The sequence below is a fragment of the Nocardia sp. NPDC127606 genome (assembly GCF_042671725.1).
Taxonomy (GTDB): domain Bacteria; phylum Actinomycetota; class Actinomycetes; order Mycobacteriales; family Mycobacteriaceae; genus Nocardia.
Genome location: NZ_JBHXWQ010000004.1, coordinates 25,813 through 38,403 on the forward strand (window position 1 = coordinate 25,813; position 12,591 = coordinate 38,403).

Consider the following 12,591-nt stretch of genomic DNA (forward strand, 5'->3'; position numbering starts at 1 on the left):
CCATTCGCAACAATGGACACGCCCCACCGGCAGTGAGAGTCCCCTAGACTGGGTGAGATTGCGGTCACAGCGGGGGTTTCGTCTAGAAGCCCGCATCAACCGGTACGGCTAGCAGAGGGGGCCCGATGCCCGAAAGATTCGTCGGCAGCGACGGAGAACACGAGCTACAGGACACGTTGGGCACCTCGGACAGAGCCGAGCGCTTCTACGACGACCAGGTGATCGACTATCTGAACCCCACGATGGTCGATTTCGTCGCCCGGATGGACATGGCCTTCATCGCCACCTCCGACGCACACGGCGAATGTGACTCCAGCTTTCGGGCGGGGACCCCCGGATTCCTGCACGTGATCGACGATCGCACGATTGCATACCCCGAATATCGAGGTAACGGGGTGATGGCCAGCCTGGGCAATATCCTCGAGAACCCGCACGTGGGAATCCTGATGATCGACTTCGTTCGCGACCTCATCGGCCTGCACATCAACGGAAAAGCCCGCATGGTCGCCGACAGCGAGCTGCGCGACGACGTCACCGACCTGCCACCCGCCGAGCGAGGAAAGACCTCGCAGGTGTGGGTGGTGGTCGATGTCGAAGAGGCCTACATCCACTGCCGCAAGCACATCCCGCAGATGGTGCCGGTCTCGCGGGACCAGCGCGAATGGGGCACCGACAATGTGCGCGCCAAGGGCGGCGACTACTTCGGCGTCAAGGCGGGCAAACGGGCACCGGCCATCGCCGAGGCCAGCTAGCTATCTACTTGATCTTGAAGATCACCACACGCTGCACGACGAAGTTGATGACGGTTGCGGTGCCCTGCGCGATCACGAACGCGAGGGGCTGGCGCCACCACTCGTCGGGCAGCGCGAAGTACAGCGCCGCGTTGATCCCCACCTGCACCGCGAACGTCACCGCGTAGAGCGCGACCACCGCGAAGAACCTGGCCCTGCTCGGCTCGGCCTTGAACGTCCAGCGCCGGTTGATCAGGTACGCCGTGGTGGTGCCCGCGACGAAACTGATCGCCTTCGCCAGGCTCACCGGCAACCCGAGCAGATTCAGCAGCAGGCTGTAGATGCCGTAGTCGACGATCGCCGACAAACCACCCGTCAGCGTGAACCGCACGATCTGCGTCTTGAGGTCGACATCGGTCCCGCCGGGCTCGTCGACCAGGGGAATTTCGGCGGGAAGCGGCAGATGCGGTTGGGCTTGCACGTGAGGAAGACTACGAGACCGGTCGCTCCTCGCGCCATGCATGTAGCCTCTTAGCCGATGTCTGAGAACATTTCGACCACCAACGATGAGGCGTTCGCGCTCCCTACGCGCACCCGCAAGCTCACCGGTTGGGGTCGCACCGCACCCACCTCCGCCGAAGTGCTCTCGACCAGCGATCCGGAACTGATCGCCAAGGCCGTGAGCATGGTGGCGCAGGACAACGACTCGAAGCCGGCGCATCTGCGACGCGGCGTGATCGCGCGTGGCCTGGGCCGCTCGTACGGCGACAACTCGCAGAACGCGGGCGGCCTCGTCATCGACATGCCCGCGCTGAACAAGATCCACAGCATCGACGCGGCCACCCGCCTCGTCGACGTGGACGGCGGCGTCGACCTCGACCAGCTGATGAAGGCAGCACTGCCGTTCGGCCTATGGGTTCCGGTCCTACCCGGCACCCGACAAGTCACCGTCGGCGGCGCCATCGGCTCCGATATCCACGGCAAGAACCACCACAGCGCCGGTAGCTTCGGCAACCACGTGCGCTCGATGGATCTGCTCACCGCCGACGGTGTCGTCCGCACGATCACCGCCGCGTCCGATCCGGAACTGTTCTGGGCGACCATCGGCGGCTGTGGCCTGACCGGCATCATCCTGCGGGCCACCGTCGAGATGACCCCCACCGAGACGGCGTACTTCATCGCCGACGGCGACGTGACCAGCACCCTCGACGAGACCATCGCCTTCCACAGCGACGGGTCCGAGGACAAGTACGAATACAGCTCGGCCTGGTTCGACGCCATCAGCCCGCTGCCCAACCTGGGACGCGCGGCCATCTCACGCGGCAACCTGGCCAAGGTCGACCAGCTGCCGAAGAAGCTGCAGAAAGACCCGCTGCGCTTCAACGGCAAGACCTTCTTCACGCTGCCCGATGTGTTCCCCAACGGGCTGGCCAACAAGTACACCTTCGGGCCGATCGGTGAGATCTGGTACCGCAAGTCGGGCACCTACCGGGGCAAGGCGCAGAGCCTGACCGCCTTCTATCACCCGCTCGACATGATGGGCGAGTGGAACCGCGGCTACGGCTCCAACGGCTTCCTGCAGTACCAGTTCGTGGTTCCGCCGGAGTCGGTCGAAGAGTTCAAGCGCATCATCATCGACATCCAGAGCTCGGGTTTCTACTCGTTCCTCAACGTGTTCAAGCTGTTCGGCGAGGGCAACCAGGCGCCGCTGAGCTTCCCGATGGCCGGCTGGAACATCTGCGTCGACTTCCCGATCTCGCGTGGACTCAACGAGTTCGTCACCGAACTCGACCGGCGCGTGCTCGAGTTCGGCGGGCGGCTCTACACCGCGAAGGATTCGCGCACCTCGGCCGACACCTTCCACAAGATGTACCCGCGGATCGACGAGTGGATCAAGGTCCGCCGCAGCGTCGACCCGAACGGCGTGTTCATGTCCGATATGGCCAGGAGGCTGGAGCTCCAGTGATCAACGCAGTTGGCAACCCGCAGACCATCCTGCTCTTCGGCGGCACCTCCGAGATCGGTCTCGCGATCGTGGCCGAGTACCTGGCCAAGAGCCCGGCCCGGGTCATCCTGGCGAACCTGCCCGGCGATCCGCTGCTCGAGAACGCCGTCACCCAGGTGAAGGCCGCGGGCGCGACCCAGGTCGACGTCATCGACTTCGACGCGCTCGACACCGAGTCGCACCCCAAGGTCATCGACTCCGCGTTCGCCGCGGGTGACGTCGACGTCGCGATCGTGGCGTTCGGTGTGCTCGGCGATGCCGAGGAGCTGTGGCAGAACCAGCGCAAGGCGGTCATGACCGTCGGCATCAACTACACCGCCGGTGTGTCGGTGGGTGTGCTGGTCGGCGACAAGTTCAAGGCCCAGGGCCACGGCCGGATCATCGTGATGTCCTCGGTGGCCGGTGAGCGCGTTCGCCGCTCCAACTTCGTCTACGGCTCCACCAAGGCCGGCCTCGACGGCTTCTACCTCGGCCTCGGCGAGGCGCTGCGTCCCTTCGGGCCGCGCGTCACCGTCATCCGGCCGATGCAGGTGCGCACCTCGGCGACCAAGGCCCACTGGGAAGCCACCGGCTCCAAGGAAGCCCCGCTCACCGTCGACCCGGAAGACGTCGCCAAGCTCGCCGTCGCCGCGTCGGAGAAGGGCACCGAGATCGTCTGGGCGCCGGGCGAGGCCCGCTTCCTGATGTCGGCCCTGCGCCACGTGCCGCGCCCGATCTTCCGCAAGCTCCCGATCTGATCGACTGCGTTTCGGACTGCCGCATCATCCCCGGATGGTGCGGCAGTTCTGCTTTGCGGCTCCACTAGGCTGGCCCGGACCGTGGAGCACAGTGGAGCCGGAGGATTGCGCGCCGATGACGACCAATGACGAGGTGCGGGCGGGGCGCAAGATCTGGAGCGGGGTCGGCGAGGGTGCTGCCGCCGCGGGTGTGGCGCTGGTGGTAGCCGTGGTGGGACTGTTCGCCTTCTCCGCGGTGCAGTGGCCGGCGTTCAACTCCTCCAATGTGACTCGTGCGCTGACCACGGTGGGACAGGTGGTCGCGGTCGCGCTGCTGGTGGTCTCGGTGCTGTTGATCCGGCTGCGCAAGTGGCCGGTGGTGGCGAAACTGCTTTCCTGGGTGGGAATCTCGAGCTTTGTCACGGTCACGCTGGGGATGCCGCTGGCCGCGACGAAGCTGTACCTGTTCGGTGTCTCGGTGGATCAGGAGTTCCGGACCGAGTACCTGACCCGGCTCACCGACAGTGCCGCGCTGCGCGATATGACGTATGTGGATCTGCCGCCGTTCTATCCGGCCGGGTGGTTCTGGATCGGCGGGCGCGTGGGCAACGTGCTCGGGATGGACGGCTGGGAAGTGTTCAAGCCGTACGCGATCGGGCTGCTCGCCATCGCCGCCGCGGTGGCGCTGGTGTTGTGGATGCAGTTGGTGCGGGCCGACATGGCGGTGGGCGCGGCCGCCGCGGTGACGGCGATGACGTTGGCGTACGCCTCGCCCGAGGCTTACGGCGCGGTGCTCGTGGTGTTCGTTCCGCCGGTGCTGGTGCTGGCGTGGGGGGCGCTGCATCGGCGGTCCGGCGGGTGGGGCGCGGTGCTCGGCACGGGGCTGTTCCTCGGGGTGGCGGCGTGTTTCTACACGTTGTACCTGGCGATCGCGGCGTTCACCGTGGTGATCATGGCGGTGGTGGCGGCCGGGTTCGCGGTCTACGCGACGCGGGCAGACCAGCGGCGGGCAAGCCGGGTGGGCGGCGCTGCCTCGGCACCGGCCGGCGCTCCCTCGGCGAGTGCGTCGCCCGCCTGGCGTGCCGCGATCGCGCCGCTGACCAGACTGGCGGCAATCGGCGGTATCGCCATCGTGCTCGCCCTTGTGGTGTGGACGCCGTATCTGCTGAAGATGCTGTCCGGTGCGAAACTGCCCTCCGGCAGTGCTTTCCACTATCTGCCGGAGTCCGGCGCACAGCTGGCGTTCCCGATGCTGGAGTTCTCCCTGCGGGGCGCCCTGTGCATGATCGGCGTGCTGTGGCTCGTCGTTCGCGCCGGGTCATCCAGGCGCGCACAAGCACTGGGCATCGGCGTCGTATCGATCTACCTGTGGACCCTGCTCTCGATGATGGCGACCGCGGCAGGCACGACCCTGCTGTCCTTCCGGCTGGAGCCGGTCCTGCTCGCATTGCTGGCCGCCGCAGGCGTTTTCGGCTTCGTCGAAGGTGCGACCGCTATCTACCAGGCGTTGAACGAGCCCGCCCCGATGCGGACCGCGGCTGCCGCGATCGCCGTTCTCGGCGCCTTGGCCTTCGCCCAGACGATCCCCACCGTGCTCACCCACGAGATCGACACCGCCTACACCGACACCGATGGCAACGGCGAACGGGCCGACCAGCGCAAACCCTCCGCCGTCTCCCACTACCGCGAGATCGACGCGGCCCTCCTGGCGCAAACCGGCCGCCCCCGAGACGAATCCGTCGTCCTCACCGCGGACACCACCTTCCTGGCGTTCTATCCCTACTGGGGCTTCCAGGCCCTCACCTCCCACTACGCGAACCCCTTGGCCGACTTCAAGGCTCGCGCCGCCACCATCGCCGAGTGGAGCAAGCTCCCCGACTCCCCCGCCCTGGTCGAAGCCCTCGCGAAGTCCCCATGGCGCGCTCCCGACGCCTTCCTCTTCCGCAACGACGGCGACAACTACACCCTGCGCCTGGCCGAGGACGTCTACCCCAACGACCCGAACGTCAAGCGCTACACAGTGTCTTTCCCCAAGTCCCTCTTCACCGACCCCGCCTTCACCGCCACCGACATCGGCCCCTTCACCCTGATCACAGTGCGCCGCTGATACCCCACGCGGGCGACGCTGTGCCGTCGCCCGCTCGACACCGATCCTGACTCACGCCGAGGTCCGGCCGAGGTAGTGGAGGAGTTCGCCGGTGGCGCCGTTGGTGGCTCCTTCGACGATGGGGGCGTAGGCGCCCCATTGACGAAGGGGTTCGGTGATCTCGGCGGCGGCGCCGGAGCCCGGGGCCGGGTGGATGGTGCGGGCGGCTGTCAGGAGGTGGGCCGACAGGTCGTCGGTGAGCGGGGACGGCTGGCCGGTGGCGATCGCGATGTCCCAGGCGTGGACTGCCGCGTCGAGGGCGGCAAGGGTGGCGGCTACGGGGGTGGGGAGGTCGCCGTGCGGGAGCGGGGTCGGGACGGTGGCGGTTTCGTCGGAGACCGTGGCCCAGGCCGCGGCGGTCTGCTCGACGGCGTCGCGGACCAGGACGGCGGCGGAGCCGTCGATCTCGCCGGAGGGGTCGAAGGGGTTGGAGGACGGGCCGGGGCCGACTCCCAGGGCAGCGGCGTAGGCGAGTTGGTCGCCCGCGGCGTGCTGGATGACCTGGGTGACGGTCCACTCCGAGCAGGGAGTGGGCAGGTTCCACTGGTCGTCGGCGATCCCGGCCACGACGTCGCCGAGGGCCCGGTAGGAGGTGGCGACCACGTCGCGCCAGACGGTTTCGAGGGCTGCGGTGCTGTTCATGATGGTGCCTTTCGTTTCGGTGATGACTCCAGCCTAGAAACCTATTAGGCTCGTTTCTTTCCTAATTTTCGATGAGGTGGAAAATGGCTGCGACAACCCCGCGCGTCCTGCGTCTGCTCGCCCTGCTGCAGGACCGCGCCTACACCGGGCGCGAGCTCGCCGACCGCCTCGAGATCACCGAACGCACCGTGCGCAACGACATTTCACGGCTGCGTGAACTCGGCTATCCCGTCCACGCGGAACGGGGCGCGATCGGCGGCTACCGCCTCGGCCGCGGCGCGACGATGCCGCCGCTGCTCCTCGATGACGAGGAAGCGGTGGCGGTCGCGCTGTCCATCGCCGTGGCCCACGACGGTTCGCTCGCCGTCTCCGACATCGGCGACCAGCTCACCAGAGCACTGCGCAAGATCGAACAGATCCTCCCGAAACGCTTGCAGCGCAAGGTCTCCGCGTTGCGCGACGCCACCGAGATCGGCCCCGCCACCACCGGCTCCCGCGAACCGGACGCGCCGGTCGCCGCGGGCATCCTCACCACCCTCGCCGACGCGGTCCGCCGCACCACCGCCGTCCTTGTCGAAACATCCGCCGGTACCTCGGAACTCGAGCCCTACCGGCTGATCAACTGGCAACGCCGCTGGTACCTGGTGGCCTACAGCATGCGCACCCATGACTGGACGGCGCTGCCTGCCGCCGGGATCACCCGGGCCGAGACCGGCGCGCGGGTGTTCGCCCCGCGCGCCCTCCCGCACGACGACCTGGTCGTCTTCGTCATGCGTCACATCGCCTCCACCGGCTGGCGCGTCCATGCCCGCGTCACCGTCCTCGAATCCGCGGAGACCGTGATCGCCAGGATCAACCCGGCGGTCGGCGTGGTCGAGCCGATCGACGAGCACAGTTGTGTGCTGCTCACCGGCGCCGACGCGATGGAGACGATCGCGATCTACCTCAGCATGTTGATGATGGACTTCCGCGTCGACGGCCCGCCCGAGCTGGTCGCGCACCTGCGCACCCTGGCCCGCCGCTACACCGAATCGGTCGCCGGGTAGCCGCCGCGGATCGTGTCCCTTCCGTGCCGGAACCCGGTGTTCATCCCGCTCGACGGCACTACACTGACTGGTGCGGCACGGTCGTCGCCGGCGGATTCGAACTCCCCCGGCGGCTGGCGTTGGAATCAGATCCTGCACGTCACGGGTCCCGGCGACCCGCTACCGGAGGAGGACGTATGTCCGATCCGTTGCACACGAGGGTGTGCCTCACCGGCCTGAACTGTTCCTGCCCGAGCATCAGCGTTTTCCTGGTGCCCGAACCGCTGGTTCTGGGCGGGCAGATGATGCACCTGCTCGAACAGGCCCCGGTCGCCGGGCGAATACTCCAACCCACCCCCGACACCGAATTGATCGACCTGATCCAGGCCGTGCGCACGCCGCTGGACACCCGTGGGCTCGCCCGCGCGCAGCAGGTCGCGTTCTCCGGCCCGCGCCACGATCCGCCGGTCGCGCGGGAGGTTCTGCACGACCATCTCATCGAGGAACCCGCGCCGTGGGGGCTCGATGTGGACGATCCGGCCGAGCTCACCCGGCTGGCGATGCTGCCCGAACGGCGCATCGGCGTGCGCCGTATCGATGATTTCCAGGCGCATTCGGTCCGCCAGGCGATGGAGGCCGTCTACCGGTATTTCGCGATCGACCAGCGCATTCCCCTGGTCTATCACGGCTTCGCCGACCCGCGCGATGGCTGGTTCGCGCTGCGCGCATCGGCGGCGTGAGCCGATCCCTGGTGTGACGGCGTCGACCCTGTGTCTATCGACACCCGATAGCTACTGGTGTGCGGGAGCTCGATAGACCACAATATGTCCGGTCAGTGTCAACAAACCGCGCGGTCGGTGTCGCGGGGCGGGTACGCTGCGAAATGTTGGAAGTTCGGCCGACCGAAATCAGGTTTTGGTAGCGCTGATCGGTACGGATGCAGAGGTATAGCTATGACGCTCAACCGACCGGAGCGGATCGATCTTTTGTTGTCACGGCCGCAACGCCTCGGCCGTGAACCGGAACCGCGCGAGCAGCTCGACTCGCTCGCCGCGATCGAACGGGTCGTCATCGACGCCACCATCGCCCTGCTCGCACCCGGCCAGAAATTCGCCCTGCTGTGGTCGCTGCAGGTCGGCGAGCAGACCGTCGCCGGCGTGCAGATCAAAGAGCGCAACGGAACGGTCACCAACCTGATGCCGCCCACCGAGGTGCTCGAATACCTCACCGATCACAAGCGCATGTCCTACAACCCGGACGCCGGGGCCTGGCTCAGCGCCGAGATCTTCATCGCCGGTCCCACCCGGTACAAGACCAACTACTCCACCGGCTCGGTCGCCGATTGGATGCCCGAGGTCTCGGCCGACGACCTGCGCGCCGAATTCGCCGCCTTCCCGCGCCCCGACACCGAGATCCCCGACTGGGCCCGAACCCAGCTCGACTGGGCCGACCGCCGCACGGGTTGAGACCTACCGCCGGCTTCGCCGCGGCGGCCGGTTAGGAGCGGCGCCGACCCGCGCACAGGTTCGATGGCTAGCATCAGACCCCGTGCGACCGGACCGATCTGAACGAGCGTTCACCCGATACCGCCTGATCGCCCTTGTCTGTGGGCTGCTCGGGTTCGTGCTTGCCCTGCTCACACCGCTGTTACCGGTGCGCCAGGACCGCGCGAGCCTGGACTGGCCGCAAGCGGGCGCGACCAGCGTCGAGGCACCGCTGGTGTCGTATGTGCCGCAGCGGCTCGACGCGCAGCTGCCGTGCACGATGCTGAGCGGGTTGCCGGGTCCCGGGGCGGAGGACCCCACCGCGACCACCCTGCTGACAACGATTCCGGTCGCCTCCGGCAAAGCCGACCGCGGGCTGAGCGTCACCGTGCGCGACGGCGTGCTGGGAGTGCAGGCGCGCGATGTGCCGATGCTGTCGGCGCCGATCGCCGAGATCGCCGGGTGTGAGCGGATCAGCATCGTCTCGACCATCGAGGCCACGACCGTCGAGTTCGTCGGGGCCGCGCGCCAGGACGGCACCCCGTTCCGCAACACCGTCACCGTGGACAAGCGCCCGCAGATCGTCGGCGTCTACACCGACCTCGACTCGGCCGCCCTCACCGGCGCCCGGCTGCACGCCGATATCGACTCCCGCTTCACCTCGACGCCGACGACGCTGAAACTGGCGGCGATGATCGGCGCGGGCGTCTTCACCCTGCTCGCGCTGATCGCACTGCACCTGCTCGACACCGCCGACGGCCGCCGCGCCCGCCGCTTCCTGCCCAGGCACTGGTGGCGGATCACCCCCACCGACGTGGTGGTGGTCGTGACGCTGCTCGGCTGGCATGTGATCGGCGCCAACACCTCCGACGACGGCTACATCCTCAATATGGCGCGCGCGTCGGGCCCGTCGGGCTACATGGCGAACTACTACCGCTGGTTCGGCGTGCCGGAGGCGCCGTTCGGCTGGTCCTACGAACTGCTCGCCTGGATGACGAAGATCTCCGACGCCAGCCCGTGGATGCGCCTGCCCGCGCTCGCCGCCGGACTCCTCTGCTGGGCGGTGATCAGCCGGGAAGTGCTGCCCCGCCTCGGTGCTCGTGTGCGCCGCGACAAGGTGGCGCTGTGGACAGCGGGCCTGGTGTTCCTCGCCTTCTGGCTCCCCTACGACAACGGCCTTCGCCCCGAACCGCTGATCGCGGCGGGCGCGCTGCTCACCTGGTGCCTCATCGAACGCGCCATCGCCACCGCGCGACTGCTGCCTGCCGCCTTGGCGATCCTCATCGCCGCGTTCTCACTGGCGGCGGGCCCGACCGGCCTGATCTGCATCGCCGCCCTGATCGCCGGTACCGGGCCGGTCATGCAGGTCATCATCAAACGCGCGCAGGGTCTGCGCCCGTGTCGGATCGCCGCCGACAACGCGGACGACCAACCGTCGACCGAGGCCCGCGGTGCCGCGACGACGGACGACGCCACCGACTCCAGCAGCTCGGCGAGCCCGGACAAGGCGGCAGGCTCGTCGGAGCAGCTCTCATCGGTCGCCAAGATCTTCCGCTACGCCGCGCTGCTGGCCCCCGGTGTCGCGGCGGGCACGCTGGTGCTCATCATCGTCTTCGCCGACCAGACGCTGGCCACGGTCATGGAGGCCACCCGAGTCCGCACGCTCGTCGGCCCGAACGTCGCCTGGTTCGACGAACGCACCCGCTGGGACTCGCTGTTCATGCTGTCCCCCGACGGCTCGCTCGCCCGCCGTTTCGGCGTCCTGGTGATGCTGCTGTGCCTGCTCGTCTGCATCCTGCAGGTGCTGCGCAAGGGCCGCATCCCCGGCACCTCACGCGGTCCCTCGGTGCGCATCCTCGGCATCGTCTTCGCCGCGCTCCTGCTGATGATGTGGACGCCCACCAAGTGGACCCACCACTTCGGTGTCTACGCGGGCCTGGCGGGTTCGCTGGCGGCACTGGCGGCGGTTGCGGTGGGCACCAACGGAATCAAGGCCCCACGCAATCGAGCGCTGTTCACCGCGGCGGTGTTGTTCCTGCTCGCGATGACCTTCACCGGCTCCAACGGCTGGTGGTACGTCTCCAGCTACGGCGTGCCGTTCTGGGACAAGGCGCCGATGGTGGCGGGCAAGGGCGTTTCGACGCTGTTCCTCGGTCTCAGCATCCTCGCGCTGCTGGTCGCCCTGTACTTCCATCTGCGTGCCCCGTACCGAACACCCAGCGACACCGGACGTTTCGACCGATTCGCGACCATGCCGCTCACCATCGCGGCGGCGTTGCTCGTGCTGTTCGAGGTGGCGTCGATGGCCAAGGGCGCCATCACCCAGTACCCCGCCTACTCCATCGCGAAGTCGAATTTCAATTCGCTGCAAGGCAATACCTGCGGCCTGGCCAATGACGTTCTGGTGGAATCGAATACGGCCGATTCCCTGCTCACCCCCTACACCGGCGCCCCCGCCGACGGCCTGAACGCCGAATCCACCGGCTTCACCCCGGACGGCGTGGCCGACGACCTCACCGCCGACGCCGACGAGACCGTGGTCGGCGGCGCCAACTCGGTCGATACCGATTCCGCCAACAAGACCACCAAGACCACCGGCGCGGGCACCGGCGGCGGCACCAGCGCCGAACCCGGCATCAACGGCAGCACCGTCGCCCTGCCGTTCGGCCTCGACCCCGCCCGCACGCCGGTCCTCGGCTCCTTCCAAGACGGCGTGCAGCAGCAGGCGAAGCTGACCTCACAGTGGTATCGCGTCGACCTCGACGACAGCGTGCGCGACGATCCCGCCTATCAGGCCCTCGTGGTCACCGCGGCCGGGCGGATCCGCTACGTCGACACCGACGGCGTCGTGCACTACGGCCAGGAGCTGCGCCTGGAATACGGCACCCGCGCCGCGGACGGTTCCGTCGAGGTGACGGGCTCGGTCGCGCCGATGGATATCGGCCCGGCCCCGTCGTGGCGCAACCTGCGCGTGCCGATCGATCAGCTGCCCGTCGGCGTGAACGCGGTGCGCCTGGTCGCCGCCGACAACGACATCACCGGCAAGCAGTGGCTCGCGGTGACGCCGCCGCGGCTGCCGAAACTGGCCACGCTGGACTCGGTGGTCGGCCGGACCGCGCCGGTGCTGCTCGACTGGCACGTCGGCCTCGCGTTCCCATGCCAGCGCCCGTTCGAGCACCACGACGGCGTCGCGGAGGCTCCGCAGTGGCGGATTCTGCCCGACCGGGTCGGTTCGGACGCGTCCAACGCCTGGCAGGACGACATCGGCGGCGGCCCGCTCGGGTGGACAAATCTGCTCCTGAAGGCCGAGACTGTGCCCACCTATCTCGATCATGATCTCGGCCGGGACTGGGGCTCGCTCGAGCGGTTCACGCCGTATCAGCCCGCGCCGCCCGCGAAGATCGGGGTGACTGTGATCGATCAGACAGGACGAGCGAAAGAACCGGCAATTCGGGCGCAGTAGAACGGCGTAGAGACTATGGCAGCGCAAGGGCAGTGACCGGGCACTTGCCCATGTTGCTAACGAAATCTTCAGTGTCCGTTAGGGTTTCGGTTTGATGAAACACCTGTAAATGACAGCGTAAAGGTCCTGTGCCTGCACGTTTGAGCACGTACCCTGGTGGGTATGACAGGAGCCTTCGATGACATGGATCTACGAGATCTCGTCGAGTTGCTCAGCAACGACGAGAAGCAAGAACTACGACCGGCCGTAATGCGGGTACTGGAAAGACTGCCTTCACAAGAGGTATTACGCCGCGACCTGAACCGTCGCATGCTCAACGTCTGACTCCTGTTCCCCCGTCAACCAAAAGGCGCGGACCACCCGAGGTGATCCGCGCCTT

Annotated in this window: 11 protein-coding genes; 9 read left to right on the forward strand and 2 right to left on the reverse strand. The window is 67.6% G+C overall.

Going from position 1 to position 12,591, the window contains the following annotated elements; genetic code table 11:
* The first annotated feature begins 125 nt into the window (after nucleotides 1-125).
* The gene (locus ACFVJ5_RS19840) at nucleotides 126-752 is read left to right on the forward strand and encodes a pyridoxamine 5'-phosphate oxidase family protein (protein WP_379221992.1); all 627 of its coding nucleotides are present in this window, start codon (nucleotides 126-128) and stop codon (nucleotides 750-752) included.
* Between the two features lie 4 nt (nucleotides 753-756).
* On the opposite strand, the gene ACFVJ5_RS19845 is transcribed toward ACFVJ5_RS19840, so the two are convergent.
* A complete protein-coding gene (locus tag ACFVJ5_RS19845; protein WP_379221994.1) occupies nucleotides 757-1,254 on the reverse strand; it encodes a GtrA family protein in 498 nt (165 codons plus the stop codon).
* 27 nt (nucleotides 1,255-1,281) lie between these two features.
* Here ACFVJ5_RS19845 and ACFVJ5_RS19850 point away from each other — a divergent pair, with 27 nt between their 5' ends.
* The 3 genes from ACFVJ5_RS19850 to ACFVJ5_RS19860 all read left to right on the forward strand — a co-directional run bounded on the left by ACFVJ5_RS19850 (nucleotide 1,282) and on the right by ACFVJ5_RS19860 (nucleotide 5,559).
* The gene (locus tag ACFVJ5_RS19850; protein ID WP_379222659.1) at nucleotides 1,282-2,697 is read left to right on the forward strand and encodes an FAD-binding protein; all 1,416 of its coding nucleotides are present in this window, start codon (nucleotides 1,282-1,284) and stop codon (nucleotides 2,695-2,697) included.
* Nucleotides 2,694-3,473 carry a decaprenylphospho-beta-D-erythro-pentofuranosid-2-ulose 2-reductase gene (locus tag ACFVJ5_RS19855; RefSeq protein WP_379221996.1) on the forward strand — a complete coding sequence of 260 codons (780 nt, stop codon included), beginning with the start codon at nucleotides 2,694-2,696 and terminating at the stop codon, nucleotides 3,471-3,473. The genes ACFVJ5_RS19850 and ACFVJ5_RS19855 overlap by 4 nt, the downstream gene beginning before the upstream one ends.
* Nucleotides 3,474-3,588: 115 nt before the next feature.
* Nucleotides 3,589-5,559 carry an arabinofuranosyltransferase gene (locus ACFVJ5_RS19860; RefSeq protein WP_379221998.1) on the forward strand — a complete coding sequence of 657 codons (1,971 nt, stop codon included), beginning with the start codon at nucleotides 3,589-3,591 and terminating at the stop codon, nucleotides 5,557-5,559.
* A gap of 51 nt (nucleotides 5,560-5,610) precedes the next feature.
* Here ACFVJ5_RS19860 and ACFVJ5_RS19865 read toward each other — a convergent pair whose 3' ends face one another.
* Entirely contained in the window at nucleotides 5,611-6,240 is a 630-nt protein-coding gene (locus tag ACFVJ5_RS19865; RefSeq protein WP_379222000.1) for a TIGR03086 family metal-binding protein, read from the reverse strand.
* An 83-nt stretch (nucleotides 6,241-6,323) separates the two neighbouring features.
* On the opposite strand from ACFVJ5_RS19865, the gene ACFVJ5_RS19870 reads away from it, so the two are divergent.
* The 5 genes from ACFVJ5_RS19870 to ACFVJ5_RS19890 all read left to right on the forward strand — a co-directional run bounded on the left by ACFVJ5_RS19870 (nucleotide 6,324) and on the right by ACFVJ5_RS19890 (nucleotide 12,536).
* Entirely contained in the window at nucleotides 6,324-7,286 is a 963-nt protein-coding gene (locus ACFVJ5_RS19870; protein WP_379222002.1) for a helix-turn-helix transcriptional regulator, read from the forward strand.
* A 176-nt stretch (nucleotides 7,287-7,462) separates the two neighbouring features.
* Nucleotides 7,463-8,005, forward strand: coding sequence for a hypothetical protein (locus ACFVJ5_RS19875; protein ID WP_379222004.1), 543 nt, complete (start codon nucleotides 7,463-7,465; stop codon nucleotides 8,003-8,005).
* A 213-nt stretch (nucleotides 8,006-8,218) separates the two neighbouring features.
* Nucleotides 8,219-8,731, forward strand: coding sequence for a hypothetical protein (locus ACFVJ5_RS19880; RefSeq protein ID WP_379222006.1), 513 nt, complete (start codon nucleotides 8,219-8,221; stop codon nucleotides 8,729-8,731).
* An 82-nt stretch (nucleotides 8,732-8,813) separates the two neighbouring features.
* The gene (locus ACFVJ5_RS19885) at nucleotides 8,814-12,212 is read left to right on the forward strand and encodes an arabinosyltransferase domain-containing protein (RefSeq protein WP_379222008.1); all 3,399 of its coding nucleotides are present in this window, start codon (nucleotides 8,814-8,816) and stop codon (nucleotides 12,210-12,212) included.
* A 162-nt stretch (nucleotides 12,213-12,374) separates the two neighbouring features.
* Nucleotides 12,375-12,536 (forward strand): hypothetical protein, encoded by a 162-nt coding sequence (locus ACFVJ5_RS19890; protein ID WP_156677619.1) that lies wholly within the window; start codon nucleotides 12,375-12,377, stop codon nucleotides 12,534-12,536.
* Nucleotides 12,537-12,591 lie beyond the last annotated feature (55 nt).